This window comes from Staphylococcus piscifermentans (assembly GCF_900186985.1).
GTDB lineage: Bacteria > Bacillota > Bacilli > Staphylococcales > Staphylococcaceae > Staphylococcus > Staphylococcus piscifermentans.
This window is the reverse complement of record NZ_LT906447.1, coordinates 217,166-238,706: the sequence shown is the minus strand read 5'-3', so window position 1 is coordinate 238,706 and position 21,541 is coordinate 217,166. Positions and strand designations below refer to the sequence as shown.

The window sequence follows — 21,541 nt, the reverse complement described above, 5'->3', positions numbered from 1 at the left end:
CCCCTGAAAAAGATGTAAGTTGAAACTAGTATATCGGTAAAACATTATATTGTGCAAATAATTCTGAAAATTGTGATTATAGAGGTTAGAGAACAAGATTGAGGGAATAAGAAAAAGATTGGTTAGGAGATTGGCCTATTTTATGAGGAAATAAAAAAGGTAAAAACCTCGTAGCGGGTCTTCACCTTTCATGAAATCATCAATCTATTTATTTTTTATTCAAGTCTAAAGCTTCAGCTGAATCTTGACGGACTTTATGCAATAAGTCTGTATCTTTGATTAATGATTGACCGTAAGATGGCACCATTTCTTTAATTTTTGGTGTCCAAGCTTCTACGTATGATGGGAAGTTTTGTTCAATGATATCTAAAGCTACAGATACTGAAGTTGAAGCCCCTGGTGATTCACCAAGCATTGCGACAACTGTGTGGTCTTTAGAATGCACGACTTCTGTACCGAATTGGATGAAGCCTTTACCGAATTCTGGTGTGTCTTTAATTACTTGAACACGTTTACCAGCAATGTGTAATTCCCAATCTTCGTCTTTCGCGCTAGGAACGAAGCGACGCAATTCTTTCATGCGGTCTTCTTTCTTCATCAACAATTGTTGGATTGAGTATTTCACTAATGGCAAGTTTTTCAAACCGGCTGAAGTCATTGTTAAAATGTTGTCTTTATTCAATGAACGGAATAAGTCCAAGTTTGAACCATGTTTCAAGAATTTAGGACCGATTGCTGCGAATGGTCCGAATAATAAACTTTTCTCACCGCGAACATAACGACGGTCTAAGTGAGGCACTGTCATTGGCGGTGTGCCTGGTGGTTCTTTGCCGTATGCTTTGGCATCGTGTTCTTTAACCACTTCTGGGTTTTTACATACTAAGAAAGCACCGCTGATTGGGAAGCCGCCCAAGTTTTTGCTTTCTTCGATTTTAGTTTTTTGAAGTAATGGAATTGCTGCGCCGCCTGCACCGATGAAGATATAATCTGCAACGTGTGTAGAAATTGTATTGTCATCTAAGTTGCGCACTTCCACTTCCCATTTTTTGTCGCCGAGTTGTTGGAAGCCGATAACTTCATGACGATAATTCAATTCAGCGTTGTCATGTGATTCTAAGTTTTTCGCAAGTTTACGAGTTAATTCACCGAAGTTAACGTCTGTACCTTCGTTAATTTTACTTGCTGCAATCGCAATATTTTCTTTACGATCTTTCATCATTAATGGCATCCACTCTGCTAATTTTTCACGATCTTGAGTGAATTCAATGCCTTCGAACATTGGTAAATCTTTCAAGGCTTCATAACGTTTTTGCAAGAATTGAACGTTGCGGATACCTTGTACGAAACTGATGTGCGGAAGCGGTGTAATAAATTCACGAGGATTAGAAATCGCATTCGTTTTCACTAAATGCGCCCAGAATTGTTTTGAAATTTCGAATTCCTCATTAATTTCTTTCGCTTTTTCCACATCGACCGAACCATCCGGTTGTTCCACTGTATAGTTTAATTCACATAATGCGGCATGCCCAGTACCAGCATTACTTGTATCATATGAACTTTCTTGCGCAGGTCCATCCAAGCGCTCGAAAAGTTTAACATTCCAGTTTGGTTGAATTTCTTTTAAAAATGAACCAAATGTAGTGCTTAAAACACCAGCGCCAATTAAAATGACGTCTTTTTGTTCTGATTGACTCACTTTAAAACCACCTTCCTTAAATTTAAAAGTAATCTTGCTGAGATAACACTACTTCCCTTTTCAACCCTATTGTAGAGTACATTCGTCTATATATAAAATAAAGCGTTTGTATTTCTCAGATATTCAAAAAGAAAGCATCTTTGTACATTTACTATCATAAAACTTACTAATCTACACTGTCAATCACTTAGTCATCAGATGTTTAAAATTTATACACATTTTGGACACTTTATATGGAATTAACACAAATATGTTACACTATCCCTATCTTAACTATCATAAGGAGGCTTCACCTGATGTCAGAGTATCCATCTCATACAACAAGACGCCGTTACCAACTTATTCGTCGGCCGCGTCATGCACATGCCGGCGCAACTAAGAACAAGCCCCCTAAAGGTAATATCATCGTCAATATACTTATTTTCATCGGTTTCATGATTATTACACAGATTCCAACAGCTATAGCTGGTGCGATTGCTGCATATGTGGCTTTTAGTAAACAAGCCCACGCCGCTGTGTTTGTCGTTTTAATTCTTCTTTATATTATTGTCACGGGACTGATGGCTTGGTTAATTACATGGTATTACCGCAAACGTGGCTATGAAAAAATGAAAGCTATCCGTCTAAAAGATTTCGGAATTGATGTTTTGTACTTTATCGGCTTACATGTTTGGACCACTGTATGTGCGGTAGCTGCCACAGCTATTTTCCATACGGAGAATTCTGCTAATAATAAAGCACTGATGAGCCAAATTGATAATTTAACCAATTTCAGCAATCCGATGGTCGTGATTGCACTGACAATTTTCTTGATAGATATCACGTTTGTTGCACCTTATTTTGAAGAATTGACTTTCCGCGGCATTTTCAAAGAAACGATTTTCAAAAAGTTTTCTTTTTGGTGGCCGATGTTGATTTCTTCAGCCATCTTTTCGCTGAATCATATGCCGAATAATATTATCTTCTTCCTATTATATGGAGGAATGGGCGCCGCATTTTATATGGCATACAACCGTCGTAGTAATATTTGGGACAGCTACGTCGTCCATATGCTCAATAATGCTGCTGCGAGTGTAGCTATTGTCTTCGTACTTATTTATATGTAAAAGAAGATGGTAGAGAGTTCAGCCCTTCTGTTTCGCTTCTCTCTACCATTTATTTTTTAAAAAAATGAGACTGCGCGCAGTCTTAATCTTCTATTTTTACAACGACTTTTCCTTTCGCATGTCCTTCTTCAGAGTACTCTAAAGCTTTCTGCGTATCATGGAATGGAAAGACTTTGTCAATGACGGGTTTAATTTCTTGTTCCTCAATCAAGTTCGTTATCGTACGCAGCTGTTCGCCGCTTGGATGCATTAAGAAGAATTCATAGTGCACGCCATATTGTTTCATCAACTTGCGTACATTGCGGGACATAAACCACACGCCTAAACGTTGGATAGGATTCAGATGCATCTCATCAGCAAACTTATTAGTAGGCGGTCCTACTAATGAAGCGATGGAGCCGCCACGTTTTAAAATAGTGAAAGCTTTATCTAGATTCTCTCCTGGAATCAGATTAAATACACCATCATAACCAGACAGCACATCCCAGAAGTTTTGTTGTTTATAATTGATAATCTCATCAGCACCTAAAGACTTCACGAGCTCTTCGCCGCGATCACTTACAGTTGTGGCCACATGCAAGCCCATTACTTTGCCGAGCTGGATGGCAAACGTACCGACACCACCTGAGCCTGCTTGTACGAGCACTTTATCATCTTTTTTCAAATGCATAATTTCATGAAAGGCTTGATAAGAGGTCAAGCCGACTAAAGGGATACTTGCCGCTTCTACATAATTTAAGTTCTCTGGCATTGGCGCAATATCATTATGACTCAACGCAAAATATTGCGCGAACGTACCGATTTTATCCTTGCCTGGTCGACCATACACTTTATCGCCGACTTTATAATCCGTAACATCTTTACCTACCTTTTCAATCACGCCTGCAAAATCATTTCCTAAAATTAGCGGGAAACGGTATTTCATGACCATCTTTAAATCGCCGTCACGTATCTTGAAATCTACTGGATTGACACTTGCTGCTTTCACTCTTACCAAGACGTCTTCTGTCCCTACTTCTGGAATAGGTAATTCTTTCATTTGCACGGGTTGTTTACCATATTTATCTACAGCCATTGCTTTCATTGTTTCAGTCATTACCACCACTCCAATTTCTCGTCATATAGTTATTTAAGTTAGTTACAATAGTAATCTTTACCCGTGTGTTCAGTCTGATAATGATTTCATCTAAAAAAGTCGGAACACCCTCTTACAGGTATTCCGACTTTCTATCTATTAAATCCCCCACAGATTTAATCGTGTATATAGCGTTTTCGTTCTTTTAAAGCCTTTTCAATATCCTTTAATTTATCGACGAAGTCATTGATTTCTTCCGTCGAAAATATGCCATGTAAACTTTGTTCTACAACGCTGGAAAGTTTGCGCTTCACTTCATCTAAAAACCGTGCACCTTCCTCTGTCATCTGCATCAGTTTGATACGTTTATTTTCAGAGGGCGCCTGCTTTACCAGCCCTAACTTTTCCAGTTTATTAATTCGTTTAGAAGCAGCAGTCTTAAAAATGCCTTGCTTCTCAGCCAATTCATTGACCGTGACTTGGTTGCAGGTACGAATAATAATCAGTGCTTCCATTTGTTCGCGTGAAATGGTATATTCCAGTCCAGTTTCTTGCAGCATATCCGAAATTGTCTTGTTGATACTCATCAAAATGAGGTCGAAGCGTGTCAGCGCTTCTTGCATATCATAAGTCATGATGATGCCTCCATTCCATTTATCACTAAGCCTAGTATAACAGTTATTCGTCTTATGCTTGAGCTACTTTCGAAAAAATATTGTTTCATTCTTAATTAAAGCTCATTTGAATCAATGGTTTGCCGCGTTTGTTGAACCAGATTAATACGAGGTATTGGATCAACATAGAAACGACTGCGATGCTGCCAAGTGACAGCATGACGAAACCGAAGCTGAAATGACCGGCGTTCGTAAAGATAGCTTCACGGAATCCTTGGATAGCATATGACATTGGTGAGAATGGATGGATGAAGCGGAAGAATGCTGCTGACATTTCAATTGGGAACATTCCTTCACTTGAACTCAATTGCAATACAAGAACGAGCATTGCTAAGAAGAGTCCTACACGGTCTAAGAATAACACTAAGAGTGAAGTTAAGGACAGTGCTGCGATACTCCATAAGATGCCGACTAATAAGAAGTGTCCCATGTTTTCAATATCTAAACCGAGTCCGAAGATGACCCATAAGCTCATTAAGATAGCTGCAAAGGTACCTTGAATGACATAAAGGAATATTTTCCCTAGAATTTGTTTCCAAGGTCTTGTCTCTGGCGTCATTGTTTTAGTTAGCGGATAAATCGCTGCAAAGGATACGGCGCCTACGAATAAACCTACAGCAGCCATGTAAGGCAATACTGTTTCGCCATAGTGATCTGCTTTTGTAATATTATGTTGATCTACATCTTCAATATTATTTAATGCATTTTCATTGGCTTTATCAAAATGTACGTCAGTTTGTTTTTTAACTGCATCATCAATTTTAGATTTCAATTGATTATTATTTTGTTGCAATTCTTGTAAACCGCTTGTTACTTTTTCATTGCCCTGCAATAACTGTTGACCTTGTGCACCAGCCATTGGAGCCATTTGTTGCAAACCTTGAGTCACTTGGTTATTACCGTCGATTAATTGACCTTCTGCATTAGACATTTGGCCTAAAGCATCGGAGGTATCAGAATAACCTTCTTTAGATTGTTTATTTGCTTTGAATAATTCACCTAAATATTTTTCGCGCACATTATTTTGCATTGTTTTTGTAACTGTATCAATGGCTTTTTGTGCTGCTTGGCTTCCAGTGAAACTAGAGCCAGGATTCACTTGTGTTTCTAAGTGAATTTTCTTAGGGTGTTCGTCTAATATAGTAGTCGCATTTTTTGACGTATTCTTTGGAATAATAATTGTTCCTAAAGACTTACCATTCTTCAATTGTTTTCTGGCAGTTTTTTCAGAGACTTCTTGGAACGTAAATTTTTTCTTATCCTTTAATTTATCAACCAAGTCATCGCCGATACTTAATTTTTTTCCTTGAAAGGTTGTTGATTTGTCGTGATTGACAATCGAAATCTTCAAGTTATCCGTTTTATCATAAGGATCCCAAATTGACCCTACAAATAGTGCAACATAAATGAGCGGCAATAAACCGATGGCGATTAACGCCACAATCAACATTTTGTTGTTTTTCATCAATTTAAACTCATTAAACATTTTCTACTCTCTCCTTACTTTCTTAAAAGTACACCCCGTGTACCGTTGAACATTATGATACGCTATTGCGTGAAATTTTGACTTTAATATACGTCGCACGATACTTTATTTAAGTTCGTTTTTTAATAGTACACCCTGTGTACGATTTCTAATAATAAACTCCTCAAAGCCATTCGTCAACAGAAAAATTTCATCTTTTTAAAAGTATTTGAAGCGGAAAATTATCTTCAAATCTTTAAATACTTATGTGATAAGGAGTGAAACGTTTACATTTATTATTCCTAAAAAATTGAAACAGGTACCAAGACAAAATAATATCTCAGCACCTGTTTTTAGATCAGTAAACAGAAAATTTATTTTTTTCTTTGAATCCACTCGCCAATTGCTCTACCTTTTTCCACCATAGCACTAAATCCATTCTCCACAGCTTCTGAAATTTCCGTTTGAGAAGGCTTGTCGGCATGCTTAGCTTCATCATCTTTACCTACTAATGAAAACACATAGGAAATGCCATGGTCATGTACAATGTCATAATCTTCGCCCACTACGCCGCAGACTGCTATGACAGGCACGTTGCAACGTTGCGCCACTTCTGCCACGCCAATCGGTGTTTTGCCGTAAATTGTCTGTGCATCTATCTTGCCTTCTCCGGTAATACACAAATCTGCGTTCTTTAGGCGTGTTTCTAAATCGGTTTCTCTCAATACCACATCAATTCCACGTGTCAATTCAGCTGAAAGGAACGCATGCAACGCAATTCCTGTGCCACCAGCTGCGCCAGCCCCAGGAACTTCAGAGTAATCGTGATTGAAAGTGGTGATTAAGACGTCCCGATATTGAGTGAGTGCGTCTTCTAATACTTCTAAATCCGCTTCTGACGCTCCTTTTTGCGCGCCATAAGTTTTAGTTGCGCCACGTTCTCCAAGCAATGGATTATCCACATCACAAACAATTTCAAATTCTACATCTTTCAGACGGTCATCTATTGCACTCAAGTCAATGTGCTCTAATCGTTTTAATGAAGCACCGCCTTCAGGTAATATTTCTCCCTCTGCATCAAAGAATTTTGCACCTAGTGCACGCAACATTCCTGTACCGCCGTCGTTAGTTGCACTGCCGCCGATGCCTAGAATGATTTTCTGTGCACCCTTTTCTAAAGCATCCAAGATCAGTTGGCCTGTACCGAAAGTAGAAGTTAAGAGAGGATTGCGGTCCTCTGCTGAAATACGTTCCAAGCCTGATGCCTCAGCCAATTCTATAATCGCAGTGGCCTGGTTAAAGACATAAGAGTACTGCGCCTCTACAGGAGCACCTAGTGCATTTTGTACTTCGATTCTCTGATAAGCACCACCTAAAGCTGAATGGAGTGCTTGCATCGTTCCTTCACCACCATCTGCCATCGGGACAATATCATATTCAGTCGTTTCTGGAAGTGCAGCGCTCAAGCCCATTTGCAGTGCACGTCCCGCTTCTGCCGCTGTCATACTCTCCTTAAATGAATCTGGAGCAATGACTATCTTTTTAACATTCATTTCCTCACTCCTCATTTACAATTCCTTAATTCCATTATATTTGTTTTACATTTTACATCAAAATGAAATATCAATTTTACGTATTTTTATTTAATACAAATGAATTCGGGTAAATACTAAGAGAGGTGAAGCGAAATGGATAGAGAAGTTGTATTGAAAAAAATCAAAGAAATTATGAAAGAATCCCGTATCGGTGTCTTATCTACTTCACAAGACAATGTTCCAGATAGTCGTTATATGATTTTCTATGATCAAGAATTTGATCTTTATACAAAAACGAGCAGAGAATCAATGAAAATCGAGGAAATTGAAAAGAATCCTATCGCTCATATTTTACTTGGTTATGACGATACAAAAAATCACAGTTTCTTAGAAATCTACGCTGATTTAGAAGTAACTGAGAATCCAGATATTATTGATTGGATTTGGGATGAACAAGATAAATCATTCTTCCAATCTAAAGATGACCCTAAATTATGTGTCATCAGAGCCATTCCAAAATCTATCAAACTCATGAACAGCGATTCTGAAGATGGACCGCAATTAGTAGAATTTGATTAATATGTATTGAAAGCTGAGGCAAAGGTTGCCTCAGCTTTTTTATGTGGCAGCAATTATAATGCGAATGTTATTTCTGTCTCGCTCTCTGCCTTATTTATAATTCTTCATTACGCGGCGATAAATCCGACCTTTTTTCCAACGGCTGACATAGGCACGTTGATGTAAGGAGTATTTCTGTTTGCGCACTACCGGTAAGATTGCATGATACGCTTCAGCAGCTAACTCAATAATCGGACGTGCTTCAGGATGGAAGTAATGTAAGTTGTCTAAAGCGTGCGTATACATATCGTCTGCATCTTGCGCATAACTTTCCCATAAATCAATATAATTTTGGGTAATACCTTGATGATAGACCGCTTCTAAATCCACCTCATATTTCTGGAGACGTTCCGCACTAAGATAGATGCGACCATTTTCAAAATCTTCTCCGACATCTCGCAATATATTCGTAATTTGCAATGCTTTGCCTAATTCTATACCGATTGCATCAGCAGTTTCATAGTACGTTGGGTCTGCTAATACCGGTGTCAGCAATTCTCCAATCGTACCAGCTACCCCATAACAATACGCGTATAAATCTTGGTCTGTCTGCAAGGCCGTCATCGTCAAATCCGCTTCTACATAATCCATCAAAGTCAAGAATGCTTGTTGCGGAACAGAATATTCTTGCAAAGTATCGCTAAATGCACGCATGACTGGCGCATCGCTTTTAAATTGCTGCTCAGATTTCCCTTTATAAACCGCATCTAAATCTTCACGTATCGCCTGCAAACGTTCAGGATCTTCATACTCATCAATACTGTCATCTATCATGCGACAAATTGCATAAATAGCCCATACTGCTTTACGTTCGCTTTCTGGAAGATTGTTGAAGGCATAGAAGAAAGTTTTAGAGTATTCTTCCATGATACGTTTACAATATTCATAATCTTCATTGATTGTCTGTTCCACAAAAATCACACCTTGTTGTCATTATTCTTACTAGGAATTGTTCCCTCTATTTATAAAAATAAAATCAATTTAAGACTGTTACCTAAATTAATCGTACTTAATTGAAACTTGTGTTACATGTTAAGCGAAAAAGAGATAAATGTCATTTAATAACATACCTTTTTTCTGAAAAATTTAGATTATATTTACATTTTGTCATGCTTTTTTCAAAATCGACGAATCCAACAAATACTTGCCCTGATATTTTTCGGCAAGTGTACAAATAAACTGCAATAAGTCAGTTTGTGTTGCTTTGTCAGATTGGAAGTTTTCTTTTAATTTTTGATGCTGTTCTTTCTCTGTATCTGTTGCTTCTTTCTTAAAATATCCCCACATATGATCAAAGGTATTCAGCATAGAACCTTTTTGCGGTTCAATAGCTAAAGCTTCATCGATTAAAGATTTTAAACCGTCTTCAGTGAGTTGTGCTTTCATTTCTTCACGTATTTGATTGTAGTGCTTCTGACTGTGCCACATAACTTCGTATTTGTATTCGCTCCACAATTTCTCTTTCGTATGTTGGCTCACCTTCAGGCCTCCTCTTTCCTTGCACGGTTCTCTTCAAGGGTTTCTTTTCCCTAATATCCTGCAATTAATGCAATGGACATGGCTATCGCGCAGATTAGGGCCCAAATGGCGATGAGTTTCCAGGCGAATTTCAGCCACTGGACGTAGGAGATTTTGGCTACGGCGAGGGCTCCCATCAGGATGGCGGATGTCGGGAAGAGGACGTTGCTGATGGAGTCGCCGTATTGAAAGGCGAGCACGGTGAGCTGACGGTTGATGTGCAGCAGGTCTGAAATGGGCACCATCAATGGCATGGTTGTGAGTGCTTGGCCTGAACCGGATGGGATGAAGAAGTTCAGGAAGAATTGGAAGATGAACATGACGATGATGACGATGGATGATGGCACGTCGTTTAATAGTGTGGTCATGCCGTGAATGATGCTGTCGATGATCTTGCCTTGTTCTAAAATGACGACGATTCCTTTGGCGAAACCTACGATCATGGCGCCGAAGAGGATGTCTTTCATGCCGTCGATAAAGGCGTCGAAAGTTCCGTTGAGACCAAGTCCACTGATTAGGCCGGCGAGTAAGCCTGCCAGTACAAAGTTGGCGCTCATTTGGTTGAAGGTCCATTCGAAGCGGAAGATGCCGTATACATTGAAGATAATAGCGAGCACAATCATGCCGAGTGCTAAGGCTTGGCGTTTGGTAAAGCGTTCATAGTCAATGTCTTTATGGCTATCGCCTTCTTCTTGTTCAAGGGCATACACGATACTCTTCTGCGGATTGCGTTTTACCTTGCGTGCATAGAGCAGAACCGTAGAAATTGCGGCGGCTAGTATAAAGAGATAGATGATTGTTCTCAAGCCCCACCCTGAGAACATCGGCAGTTCTGCCACTGTTTGTGCAACACCGACTGTAAATGGATTAAGCATTCCGCCGATAAATCCGCTGGCAGCACCGAGTATGACCATGGCGGCTCCTGTCAGTGCATCATAACCAAGCGTGCGGGCAATAATGACACCAATCGGCACGAAGATAATAGTTTCTTCTGCTAAACCGATAGAGAATCCTAAGATGGAAAAGACGGTCATAGTGAGCGGAATCATCAGGATTTTCGAAGAACCTAATGATTTTATGGCCTGATTAATACCGTTTTCGAAAGCACCTGTACGATGAACAATACCAAAGGCGCCTCCGACTAAGAAGATGTAAAAGACAATTTCTCCTCCTGTTAATAATCCTTCTGGCACAGCTCGGAATAAGTCTAGAAAGGATACACCGTGTTGTGCAATTTCATGGTAAGATCCTGGAACTACAAGTGTCTGTCCGCCCTTTTCTTCTCGTTTGTATTCTCCTGCTGGAATAATATAAGTTAAAATGCAAGCTACAGCGATAATCATCATTAGTAAAGCGTAAGTATGCGGTGTTTTGAATTTGAATTTCCTAGGTTTCGATGGCTTCGTTTTGTCCTTTGCTTGTGTTGTCTCTGTCATAAACATTACCCCTTTGTTTTTAGATGTCTGAATTTTCTTACTTCGTTAATTATAGCCTAATCTTGAGAGATTAAGCGGAGAATGTTTATGTCGGTATATCTATAAAAAACAAGCTGTTGCCCTACAGCTTGTTTTTCTTCTCTTTCTTGCTGTTATAAATGATTGAAGCAACTCCCGATCCAATCAGCATGAATATAAGCAAGTAAATTGGAAGGGCGACGTTTTGAATATAAAAGTGGAATAGTAAGAACAAAAGTAGAGCTGCAATGAAATAAACAGGAATAAATCCCTTTTTCCAAAAGAGAGATTTTTCCATTTCTTCATTACGCGCCAATTTAGAATCCGGCATATTACTCTCCTCCTCAAATAAATCATTTTATATTTTCACCATATCATATTGAGGATACATTTAAAGGACAAGTAATATATTGCGTTTATTGATTAATCTAAAATAAAAAAATGTTTATTTTTCTGAATATTCATACATGTATTTGATAATTGTGCTATTCTTATTACACTAGCCTTCTACAAAGGAGATGTTCATCATGAATATAAGGTCCATTAACTTATTGCTTTTTGAAGTAATATCATCTATCGGTTCAAAAATATTTAGTTTTGCTTGTGCCTTTTACATATTACAACATACGGAAACCGCTTCTATTTATTCAATTTATTTAGCTTTAATTGTAATTTCTTCAATTATTAGCCAACCTTTATTTGGCATATGGACAGATAAATATAACAATAAAAAGATTATTATTATTTCACAGATCATCAATATAACAGCTTTAATATTATTTATCCCACTATTTAATACGTATTTCTATTACATTATCGTATTAGGTATTATTCTCAATTTAACAGATGGTGCAATTAGTTTGATTGTAAACGCTAATATTAAAAATATTTCTCAAGATGATATGGAACGATTTGTTTCTTTAAGACAAACTTATAGCAGTGGGATTAGTTTCCTTGCACCAATTATCGGTGGTGTTTTGATTGCATTTATTTCTATTCAATATCTCGCCTTGTTAAACGTACTTACTGAATCAATTTCTATACTATTTATTTTCTTTTTAACCATGGATAGAGTCATGGTAACGAGTGAAAAAAGTTTAACAGAAGATTTTAAAGAAGGATTCTCTTACTTGTTCAAAAATAAAATTCTATTAAAATTCATCAGTATTGCACTCATTATTAATTTTTTAATCAATTCTATAGTTGTAGGTATTCCGGTTATTTCTATACAAACTATGAAACTTTCTTCTCAACAATTCGGAATTGTAGAATCCTCATTCACTGTGGGTATGTTTGCTGTTTCATTGTTATTTTCTGTATTTCCAATTAAAAACAAACTTAAAGCGCCTACACAGGCTGCCATTGGTATTCAGTTTATCGGTGTTTTGACACTTGGACTTGCTTTGTTATTTAATCTTACCTCAACTACAGGATTTATAATTCTATTTGTAATTTATTTCGTAATCGGGGTATCTTTACCATTAGTGAATATCCCCTATTCAATTTATATGCAAAATTATATTGAAGAAAATTATAAAGGTCGGGTATTTTCACTGACGCAATCTATCGTTCAAACTCTAACACCATTATCGTTATTAGTATTTGGCTTACTGCTTAATTATTCTCAGTCTGCTGTATATTTATCTGTCGCGATTCTCATTTTGTTAACTCTAATTTACTTTTCACTTTCTATGAAGCAAAGTGAAATTGATAATTAGGAGTTTTGTACAGAATAAGTGTTCACTTTTATACACCATACTGTTTATTCAACAAACATCGCTTCTATTACAAACTTCAGCTTATTTTGCAGGTGTGGTCGCCATTATAATACTTACTGAAATTCGCCTTTATCATTTCAATCAAAATCAACAAGGCAGGTAACAGAACAGAAATAATATGAATTAAAATGATTTCGTTGTCCCACCTCCGCAAAGTACGAAAAAGCTGAGACAATTTAATATGTCCCAGCTTTCTTTAATGTTTAGCTTCTTCCTCAGCATTTGAATGATTTTCGGCAGAATTAGTGGCTGCTTCACCATTATTCTGTGCTTTTTCTGCTTCCCATTTCGCTTCTTTTTCCTTTTGTTTCGCTTTACGTTTCTTTTCTTCACGTACAGCCATCACAATGAAGCCGACTGCTAAAATTGGGAACGACATGCCTAACCAGAACATTCAAATCCCTCCATTCATTTAAAAATTATCCGCTAGAATTCCCCTTTATCATAACACTTTCATTCACTAAATTTCACGCATTGCATACAGAGCACTCCTCTTCTTGACACCTTCTCCAATTCAAGCTACATTGAAAGTAACAAAAAGATACGCACTAGGGGTGTTTTTTAAAACTGAGATGAGGTTTTCCTCAGACCCTTTGAACCTGATCTAGCTGAAACTAGCGTAGGAAAGTGTGAGATAACCGCAGAACGAGTAGGTTTAATACTGACCTCAGACTGCCCTCTTGCCTACGCAGATTTTAACAATCATGCGTATTTTTTTATGTCTATTATAGAAAAAAGGGAGCGGATTCACATGGCAAGAACAGTACTCGTAACAGGCGGTGCACGCGGATTAGGTGCAGCAATCACTAAGACACTCGCAGAACAAGGATACAACATTATTATCAATTATAATCAAAGCAAAGACGCAGCAGAACAACTCGTTCAAGAAATCGGAAACGAACGCGCTGTCGCAATACAAGCAGATGTCACAAATCGCGAAGCAGTAGACGCTTTGGTAAAAGAAGGCACTGAAAAGTTCGGTCAAATTGATGCAGTCGTGAATAACGCATTAGTCGGATTCAAATTTGACCCAACTGCCCAAAAAGCGTTTCCTGACATGAGCTGGGAAGACTACCAGCAACAAATTGACGGTACCTTAAAAGCAGCATTCAATGTAGTGCAAAGCGTAGCATCCCAATTCATCGAGCACCAAGCAGGAAGCATTGTAAGTATCGGAACTAATTTATACCAAAATCCTGTTGTACCTTACCATGAGTACACAACAGCGAAAGCAGCTTTAATCGGCTTCACACGTAATATCGCTTCAGAATTAGGACAATACGGCATTACTGCTAATGTCGTCTCTGGAGGATTACTTAAAACTACAGACGCTAGTGCGGTGACAACACCAGAAGTCTTCGATTTAATCGCTCAAACTACACCATTGAAAAAAGTGACAACACCTCAAGATGTAGCCAACATGGTAGTTTATTTAGTCTCCGAACAAGCTAAAGGCATTACAGGACAAAATATTACAGTAGACGGCGGATTGACAATGAATTAAACAAGGTGCTTGAGAAGGCGGTTAAGATTTGAGTAATAAGAAGCAAAGAGCACAAAATCGCTTTTTGATTTTTGCGACTTGCGTACTTATTACCGAGAAACCTGCACTTTGAAGCCCGTTTATTAACCCCGTCTATCAACCAAGAGGGCGCACTCTCAAGTTCTGCCCTCTTTCTCATGCTTTCTTTTTAAAAATAAAAACAGAGGTGAATGGAAATGTCTGAGCAGAAAGCGCAACTACATATTGGTGTCCTCATATTCGGTTGTGGTCATCATCAGGCTGCTTGGCTGATGCCTGATTCGAGTGTGGAACGTGTTGGAGATATTAGTTATTATCAAGATTTAGCGCAAATTGCTGAGCGTGGCTTATTTGATGCAGTATTTTTTGCTGATAATCAATCTTTTCCTGCAAAGGATGATACATCGATGCCGGCGTTCTGGTTTGATCCGATTGTGAATTTAACAGCAATTTCACAAGTAACGCAACATGTGGGACTGGTTTCTACTATTTCGAGCACGTTCTCGAATCCTTATACGGCTGCAAGACAATTGTTGAGTCTGGACCATATTTCAGGTGGTCGTGCGGGTTGGAACCTGGTTACTTCAATGACTGACCTGGAGGCTAAAAACCATGGCATGACAGAGTTGCCTAATCATGATGAGCGCTATGCAATTGCGGAAGAATTTGCAGAAGTCATGAATGCCGCGTTTGAATCTTGGCATCCTGAGGATTTCAAGCATAATCGTGAGAAAAATCAACTTGTAGATTCTGAGAATATCCAGCCTTTCAATCATAAAGGCGTTAATTTTGCAGTAAAAGGACCGCTTTCAACACCGAGCAGTCCACAGGGCAAACCGGTAGCTATGCAAGCAGGTGCATCTAAACAAGGAGTCGCTTTAGCTGTAAAATATGCGGATGCCGTCTACTCGGTTTCTTGGAATATTGAGCAAGCAAGAAATTTCAGAAAGCGCATGGATGCTGAGATTGCTAAGCAAGGTTACACTGACCGACGTCTTAAAATCTTCCCAGGTTTAGTTACTTATGTGGGTAAAACGCATGAAGAAGCTTTGGAAAAGAAAGCAGCTTTAGATGAAAAATTACCGATTGAAACAGCCTTAAAACAATTGAGCTTCTTTGTGCAACAAGACTGCTCTGAGTGGGAATTAGATGCAAAAGTACCGGAGTTACCTCCCGTAGAGGAATTTACCGGACCGGTCGGACGTTATGAAACGGTATTGGAAATTATTAATGATACTGACCCTACTGTCCGTGAATTATTAGGTTATTTGAATGCAGGTGGTGGTCACTTGACACTTATCGGTACGCCTGAAACTATCGTTGATGAAATGGAGTATTGGTTGAATGAAGGTGTGGCAGATGGATTCAATTTGATGCCTCCCACATTGCCGGACAGTCTTGAAGACTTTGTCGATTTAATTGTTCCAGAATTGCAGAAACGTGGTTTATATCGCACTGAATATATCGGTTCAACATTTAGAGAATATTTAGGAGTTTAAGAAATTGCAGAATCCATGTGATTCTGCTTTTTTGATAGTAAATGTAAAATAAGTTTGACACTTTTGAAAGAGTAATATAAGCTAAAGGTGTCAAATATATTTTACATATAGAGGTGCATCATTATGACTGAAACTATTATTTTAATTATTACAATCATTGCATTCTTTTTCATGTGGAGAGGTATTCATCGTTTCTTTCTGCCATCCGAAATTGTAGATGTTGAAAATGAAAGTAATTATGATGAACGACAAAGTAAAATTTTTATAGAAGTTTTTGCTAAAAGCTTTGTAGGTTTAGTATTTGTCCTATCAATTAGTTTTATTTTTAGAACAAGCGGATTAGTCGATGCAAATAGAAGTTTAATTGGCAAATATCCCGAAGGCATTTTTTTAGTAATCACTTTAGTTATGGTAGTCATAAGTTATTTTTCAATTAAGCAAAAATACACATCTTAAACTTAACTATTAGAAAAAGGGAGTTCCTAAGATGAAAGTCACATCTATAATTATTGTAGTTTTATTCAGCTTTATATGGAGTTGGTTAACAAGAAATCTATTACCTAGCAACATCTCTGATGTCAAAGGGCGCAAGTCAAAGCGATATGATGAACGCGAAAAAATAATGTTTGCTGAAGTATTTGCGAAGAGCTTTGTGGGAATTATTTACTTTGTGCTCTTCGCTTTATTACTTCGAATAATAGGCATATCAGAAGATTCCAGAAATTTATTCCTTAAATTCCCTGAAGCAACTATAATAGTAGTGGCCCTTTTATTATTAGTTGTTAATTATTTTCTTGTTAAACGCAAGTATACAGTTAGGGATTGATATCTTTGCAAAATAAAATAAAATACTATAGAAAACAAAATGGCATGTCTCAAGAGACATTGAGCAAAAGTGTCAATGTCTCGAGACAAACCATTAATGCAATTGAAAATAATAAATATGATCCTTCGTTAAGTTTAGCTTTTCGGATAGCTAAACAATTCAAAGTGACGGTAGATGAATTATTTTCATGAATTATTTTCTTCTTTAAAGACATGTTGGTATTGCACATAACCTGAAACATAGTGTTCGATATCATCGATTCTCACACGATAACCGTGGTGTTTAATGAAGAAAGTACCTAAGATTCTTGTTGGGTTCTTAAAGTACATTGCGACTTCTGGATAAAAATATCCAGTTCTTTGATAGTCAGCCCGTGTGTGAATAGTATCAATAAGTTCTTCAACATTAATCAACTTATCAACTACTTTTCCAAAGCCTTTTTCACGTGCTTTAGCAATAATATGGTAAGTCGCCATCAGCATTTCCATAAATGTCGGGAAAGTTGTAATTCTATTCTTGATATAATCAAGATAGCTAGATACGTTGCGAATGCCGAATTCGATGTATTTTTGTTCTGGTTTAATTTGAATCAACTCATTCGTACAGTAACCAAGCCAATGATCGTGATATTGCCAATATTTTAAGGAAATGAACCGTTCAAACATAGCTTGTACGGTTTCCAACCATTTAGGATTGCCGTCAATTTGATATAAACGCAATAAAGCTAATGCAGCTTCCCCGTCATAATAAATAACACGGAATTTGTCTTTGATTTCTAAAGTTGGATACTTTAATACGTGTACTGTTTGAGCTGTTTCTGAATCAATCATCGTTAAAATACCTTCAGCAACTTTCTGAGCTGCTTCTAAGTATTTCGGATGTTCAGGGTCAATCTGCAAGTATTCACATATCGCAAAAATAAACGCTGCATTCTGCCCTAATTTTATTTCATTAATATTTTTCGTATCATCATAAATATGACCTACACCATCTTTTTCGTAAAGATAGTTATTAATAAGATAATCAATTGCTTTGTCTGCGCTTGTTATATCTTTACCTAAATAATGAAGACCTTCAATCATGGCATAAGTAGAAGATGAATGTCTTAAATTATTGTAGAAACTGATTTTTTTATCAAAATGTGGGAAATAGCCATAGTTGAATTTACCATTAGGCTCCATCTCATCTTCTAAATGTTGTGTTGCAGTACCAATCATTTTATCGATCTCTTGTGAAAGATTCTCCACTTTTCTTAGGCCTTTTTCACGGCCTTCTGCTCCTAAATCAAACACTTTATTACCTTCAATAAAATAGCCTTTAGTATAGAACTTTGTAATATTTTTTCCTTTATAATCTTTATGTCTAAAAGCATTCATTTGTTTTGTATATTTTTTTAGATAGTTATTAATATTGTCTTCAGATAGGAAGAAAGATTTCTTATCTTTAGCTGGTCGTACAAATGCATTAATATTTATTTCTTCGGCCATAAAAGCACGATTCCAATTACTATCTAATGCAATTCCGAAATCAACGTAATTTCTTCTAGTATCTTCCAACTCTTTTCTCACTTCATCATAAGGTGCCTCTTCTGTGCGATATACAAAATCAACTTTTACCCACTGAGGAAATTTTCCTGCTTTCTTTTTAAATTGTTCATATTGTTTAATAATATCTCGTTTGATATTTGAAGGGTTCTTTAACAACTTGATAGTTGCTTTCATATTTGGATTTCCTAAACTAATAAAAATATAATCTTTGCCTAATAAATTCTTTTCTGCTTTTTGTAAAATTTGATCGACTTCGTTGGTTATATTCATGAGTTCAATCCCCTTCTTATTCTATATGTATGAAAAGGGCCGGAACAAAGTCCAGCCCTCTATTTAAATGATTTTATTGCTTTTTATCTTTCTTACGGCGTCCGAATAATAATGCTGAACCTAGGGCAGCAAACAATCCGCCGAATAAACCAGCTTGTTTATTATTATTATTACCCGTATCTGGCAATTCTTTATCACCTGAGCCATGATGGCCGTTATCTCCATCTGTATCATGGTGTGGTTCTCCTGGGTGATCTCCATCTGCGTCAGCGTCGGCATCTGCATCAGCGTCGGCATCCGCATCTGCGTCGGCATCGGCATCAGCATCAGCATCGGCGTCTGCGTCAGCGTCAGCGTCGGCATCAGCGTCTGCATCAGCGTCGGCGTCAGCGTCCGCATCGGCATCCGCGTCGGCGTCAGCGTCCGCATCTGAGTCTGCATCTGCGTCGGCATCTGCATCGGCGTCAGCGTCTGCGTCAGCGTCAGCATCCGCATCGGCGTCGGCATCCGCATCGGCGTCGGCATCTGCATCTGCGTCAGCGTCGGCATCGGCGTCCGCATCAGCATCCGCGTCGGCATCTGCATCGGCATCGGCGTCTGTGTCATCTCCGTCTGCTTCTCCGGATCCTTGTAGGTAAATATTTTCATTATCCCAAGTATAGACATTATGATTTTGACCATTTGGACCAGCATCAGATGTCATTTCAGCTCTAGTTTTAATTGATTCACGATTGCCATCTTGAGCCTTACTATCTAAGACTATAACGTATCGACTACCATTAGAAGGTAAATTATGGAAATCTAATGTTAAAACTTCTTTACCGCTAGCATCTGTTGTATATTTTGGATTAAAATTATATCGAGAATCATCGGTAACATTTGTTACATCTACCAAATTAGGATTATTTTCATCTAAATAATAACTTGGATACAATTCTTGATTATTTTGAACTTCGTAAATTTTATAGCTCGTAACATCAGGATTTAACTGAGCAGAACTATCATTAGGTGTGTTTTGATTTGGCCAATAATTATACAAATTCACTTTAGCATTGTAAGCATCTTTGCCTTGCGGGTTTACATAAATAACCTGTTGGTAGTCTCCTGTTGCTTGGTCAGTATGTGTAATGAATGAATCAATATTTGATGAAACTTGTGAATCATTAGTTCTGTAATTAATTCGAACATTATCATTGAATGATTCACCAGCAACAGTAGTTGTAACAGGGTAATTTCCAGAAGTTTTAGCTTCGTTTCTATCTGCCCATAAAGGTAAATTGAATTTTCCTGTTACATTGTCGTGTGTATCAACATAGTCTGTAAATGTATAAGTTAACGAGTTGTCATCCGGATTAAATGCTCCTGATGCTACTACTTGATCCCCATTCATCAAATCTGGAATTCTAGTACTTTGTGGTGTACTATTTCCAAAGTAATTTAAATATTTAGGGAACTTAACATTAAAATAATCGCCAGATTTAACTGAATCTGCCACAGTCAAATCTACACTCATATCTGTGCTGCCACTATCATTAGCATCTACTGTTTTATTAGATAATTTGTAATTCGAAGCAGTTACTTGATCATTTACATTTGTGCCAGTTGGTGCTGCTTGAGTTGTGGCATCAGATGTTGTTGCTGTTGTTGTAGCATTATTATCTAAGCCAGATGTTTCTGATTTATTATCATTATTTAAATCAAGTGGAGCTGCGTATGTGTTAGAACCCACGTTGCTAGAAGTTGAAGTTGGCTGATTCAACTTACTTAATCTTGCGAATGTTCGTGGTGGCGTAGCTAAAGGTTGGGTACTATCTTTTTTATTTGAATAATCTTTAGCTGCATCTGAAGTATCTGCAAAGTTTCCTCCACTTGTTTCAACATTTCCTAAAGTTGGATTATTAGCATCCGTAACCGTTGAGCCATTAGGATCAAACGAAGCCTCTTCATTCGGAACATCTGTTTTTGTTCCATTATTTACTGGAGCTTGAGTTTCATCAAATGTTCTTTGACCCTTTTGACCTTCTGGTTGTTCAACTGGATTTTGTTCTTCTGGCGCATTTGTGTTTTCGCCAACCGGTGTGCTAAATGGTTCAGGTTCAGTTGTGCCAACCGGATTAGAATTTTCTGTGTCCGGTGCTTCTACTTGAGACGTCCCAGTATTTTGGCCTTTCGAAACTGTCGTTGCAGTTTTGCTTCCTTCAATTTCTTGTTTTGGTGCTTCTGTTTGAGTTTGAGTATTTGATTCTGCTTGAGATTTTTGTGATGTAGTAGAAGTCTTTTGAGCAGAATTTGAATTTTCAGTTACTGCGATACCTTTATTATTTTGATTGGAATCGTTTGATTGACCATTCGACTGGTTAGTATCTTCAGTATTTGTTTGTTTTTCTTGCACTGATTTTGATTGATCAGTTTGAACAGATTGTTGTCCTTTAGGCGCTGTTTCTTGTTCTTTCGGTTGGTTGTTAGATTCTTCAGGTGAAGAAACCTCATTATTTAAATTTTCTGTCTTTTGTTGTGTTGTAGATGGTGCTTCTTGAGTTTCAGGTTGTTGTTTTTCACCTACAACACTTTCAGGTTTAGGTTGTTCATTAGTCGGTTGCTCTTGTTCTGAAGATGTTTTTGTATAATCTGATTGGCTTTGTGCTTTTACGTCGTTAGTTGAATTTTGCGTGCTTGCATTGGTGTTTTGTTGTTCTTGAGTTGTATTTTCAAAAGTTGTTGGTTCATTATTACCTACTGTCTGTTTAGTAGAATTATTAGTCGGTTGACCTGTTTGAGTTGTTTGTGTGGTCTGTGCTTTTGTGTCTCCATTATCTGTTTGCTCTGCTGCTTGTGCGTCATTTGCATTACCGAATAACGTAATCCCCACGATGATTGATGCTACTCCTGCTGTCATCTTACGGATCGAATAACGATTCTTCCTGTTTTTGAAAAAGTCATTGTTTTCCAAAAAATCCC

At 37.7% G+C, this 21,541-nt stretch carries 20 protein-coding genes and 1 riboswitch; of the genes, 8 read left to right on the top strand and 12 right to left on the bottom strand.

What is annotated here, in order from left to right; genetic code table 11:
* Positions 1-208 precede the first annotated feature (208 nt).
* Positions 209-1,696: a malate dehydrogenase (quinone) gene (mqo, locus tag CKV71_RS01025; RefSeq protein WP_095102919.1), complete on the bottom strand. Its 1,488-nt coding sequence runs from the start codon at positions 1,694-1,696 to the stop codon at positions 209-211.
* Positions 1,697-1,992: 296 nt separating this feature from the next.
* Here mqo and CKV71_RS01020 point away from each other — a divergent pair, with 296 nt between their 5' ends.
* On the top strand, positions 1,993-2,802 hold the full coding sequence (locus tag CKV71_RS01020; RefSeq protein ID WP_157738564.1) for a CPBP family intramembrane glutamic endopeptidase: 810 nt from the start codon (positions 1,993-1,995) through the stop codon (positions 2,800-2,802).
* 82 nt (positions 2,803-2,884) lie between these two features.
* Here CKV71_RS01020 and CKV71_RS01015 read toward each other — a convergent pair whose 3' ends face one another.
* The 4 genes from CKV71_RS01015 to CKV71_RS01000 all read right to left on the bottom strand — a co-directional run bounded on the left by CKV71_RS01015 (position 2,885) and on the right by CKV71_RS01000 (position 7,569).
* Positions 2,885-3,886, bottom strand: a complete 1,002-nt coding sequence (locus CKV71_RS01015; protein WP_167376379.1) for an NADP-dependent oxidoreductase — start codon at positions 3,884-3,886, stop codon at positions 2,885-2,887.
* Between the two features lie 167 nt (positions 3,887-4,053).
* On the bottom strand, positions 4,054-4,512 hold the full coding sequence (locus CKV71_RS01010) for a MarR family winged helix-turn-helix transcriptional regulator (protein ID WP_095102913.1): 459 nt from the start codon (positions 4,510-4,512) through the stop codon (positions 4,054-4,056).
* Between the two features lie 91 nt (positions 4,513-4,603).
* Complete coding sequence (locus tag CKV71_RS01005; protein ID WP_095102911.1) at positions 4,604-6,037, bottom strand: YhgE/Pip family protein; 1,434 nt, start codon at positions 6,035-6,037, stop codon at positions 4,604-4,606.
* 353 nt (positions 6,038-6,390) lie between these two features.
* Positions 6,391-7,569, bottom strand: coding sequence for a glycerate kinase (locus CKV71_RS01000; RefSeq protein ID WP_095102909.1), 1,179 nt, complete (start codon positions 7,567-7,569; stop codon positions 6,391-6,393).
* 135 nt (positions 7,570-7,704) lie between these two features.
* On the opposite strand from CKV71_RS01000, the gene CKV71_RS00995 reads away from it, so the two are divergent.
* Positions 7,705-8,130, top strand: a complete 426-nt coding sequence (locus tag CKV71_RS00995; protein ID WP_095102907.1) for a pyridoxamine 5'-phosphate oxidase family protein — start codon at positions 7,705-7,707, stop codon at positions 8,128-8,130.
* Positions 8,131-8,220: 90 nt separating this feature from the next.
* Here the strand turns inward: CKV71_RS00995 and CKV71_RS00990 are convergent, their stop codons facing one another.
* The 4 genes from CKV71_RS00990 to CKV71_RS00975 all read right to left on the bottom strand — a co-directional run bounded on the left by CKV71_RS00990 (position 8,221) and on the right by CKV71_RS00975 (position 11,439).
* Positions 8,221-9,081, bottom strand: a complete 861-nt coding sequence (locus CKV71_RS00990) for a phytoene/squalene synthase family protein (protein WP_231917533.1) — start codon at positions 9,079-9,081, stop codon at positions 8,221-8,223.
* A gap of 195 nt (positions 9,082-9,276) precedes the next feature.
* A complete protein-coding gene (locus tag CKV71_RS00985) occupies positions 9,277-9,648 on the bottom strand; it encodes a DUF1722 domain-containing protein (protein WP_231917532.1) in 372 nt (123 codons plus the stop codon).
* Between the two features lie 50 nt (positions 9,649-9,698).
* Positions 9,699-11,123: a YfcC family protein gene (locus CKV71_RS00980; RefSeq protein WP_095102905.1), complete on the bottom strand. Its 1,425-nt coding sequence runs from the start codon at positions 11,121-11,123 to the stop codon at positions 9,699-9,701.
* A gap of 121 nt (positions 11,124-11,244) precedes the next feature.
* A complete protein-coding gene (locus tag CKV71_RS00975; protein ID WP_095107175.1) occupies positions 11,245-11,439 on the bottom strand; it encodes a hypothetical protein in 195 nt (64 codons plus the stop codon).
* A 229-nt stretch (positions 11,440-11,668) separates the two neighbouring features.
* On the opposite strand from CKV71_RS00975, the gene CKV71_RS00970 reads away from it, so the two are divergent.
* Entirely contained in the window at positions 11,669-12,859 is a 1,191-nt protein-coding gene (locus CKV71_RS00970) for an MFS transporter (RefSeq protein ID WP_157738563.1), read from the top strand.
* 256 nt (positions 12,860-13,115) lie between these two features.
* On the opposite strand, the gene CKV71_RS00965 is transcribed toward CKV71_RS00970, so the two are convergent.
* Complete coding sequence (locus CKV71_RS00965; protein ID WP_095102899.1) at positions 13,116-13,313, bottom strand: hypothetical protein; 198 nt, start codon at positions 13,311-13,313, stop codon at positions 13,116-13,118.
* Positions 13,314-13,459: 146 nt separating this feature from the next.
* Positions 13,460-13,562, top strand: a riboswitch (TPP riboswitch).
* Positions 13,563-13,670: 108 nt separating this feature from the next.
* Here CKV71_RS00965 and CKV71_RS00960 point away from each other — a divergent pair.
* From CKV71_RS00960 to CKV71_RS00940, 5 genes are all read left to right on the top strand, one after another.
* Complete coding sequence (locus CKV71_RS00960; RefSeq protein WP_095102896.1) at positions 13,671-14,423, top strand: 3-oxoacyl-ACP reductase; 753 nt, start codon at positions 13,671-13,673, stop codon at positions 14,421-14,423.
* A 215-nt stretch (positions 14,424-14,638) separates the two neighbouring features.
* Positions 14,639-15,940 carry an LLM class flavin-dependent oxidoreductase gene (locus CKV71_RS00955; protein WP_095102889.1) on the top strand — a complete coding sequence of 434 codons (1,302 nt, stop codon included), beginning with the start codon at positions 14,639-14,641 and terminating at the stop codon, positions 15,938-15,940.
* Positions 15,941-16,063: 123 nt separating this feature from the next.
* Positions 16,064-16,396, top strand: coding sequence for a hypothetical protein (locus CKV71_RS00950; RefSeq protein WP_095102886.1), 333 nt, complete (start codon positions 16,064-16,066; stop codon positions 16,394-16,396).
* Between the two features lie 31 nt (positions 16,397-16,427).
* Complete coding sequence (locus tag CKV71_RS00945; protein ID WP_095102881.1) at positions 16,428-16,766, top strand: hypothetical protein; 339 nt, start codon at positions 16,428-16,430, stop codon at positions 16,764-16,766.
* A gap of 5 nt (positions 16,767-16,771) precedes the next feature.
* Positions 16,772-16,957, top strand: a complete 186-nt coding sequence (locus CKV71_RS00940; protein ID WP_095102874.1) for a helix-turn-helix transcriptional regulator — start codon at positions 16,772-16,774, stop codon at positions 16,955-16,957.
* Here CKV71_RS00940 and CKV71_RS00935 read toward each other — a convergent pair.
* Complete coding sequence (locus tag CKV71_RS00935; RefSeq protein ID WP_095102867.1) at positions 16,952-18,583, bottom strand: poly(glycerol-phosphate) alpha-glucosyltransferase; 1,632 nt, start codon at positions 18,581-18,583, stop codon at positions 16,952-16,954. The genes CKV71_RS00940 and CKV71_RS00935 overlap by 6 nt on opposite strands.
* Before the next feature lie 73 nt (positions 18,584-18,656).
* On the bottom strand, positions 18,657-21,533 hold the full coding sequence (locus CKV71_RS00930; protein WP_095102865.1) for a fibrinogen-binding adhesin SdrG C-terminal domain-containing protein: 2,877 nt from the start codon (positions 21,531-21,533) through the stop codon (positions 18,657-18,659).
* Positions 21,534-21,541 lie beyond the last annotated feature (8 nt).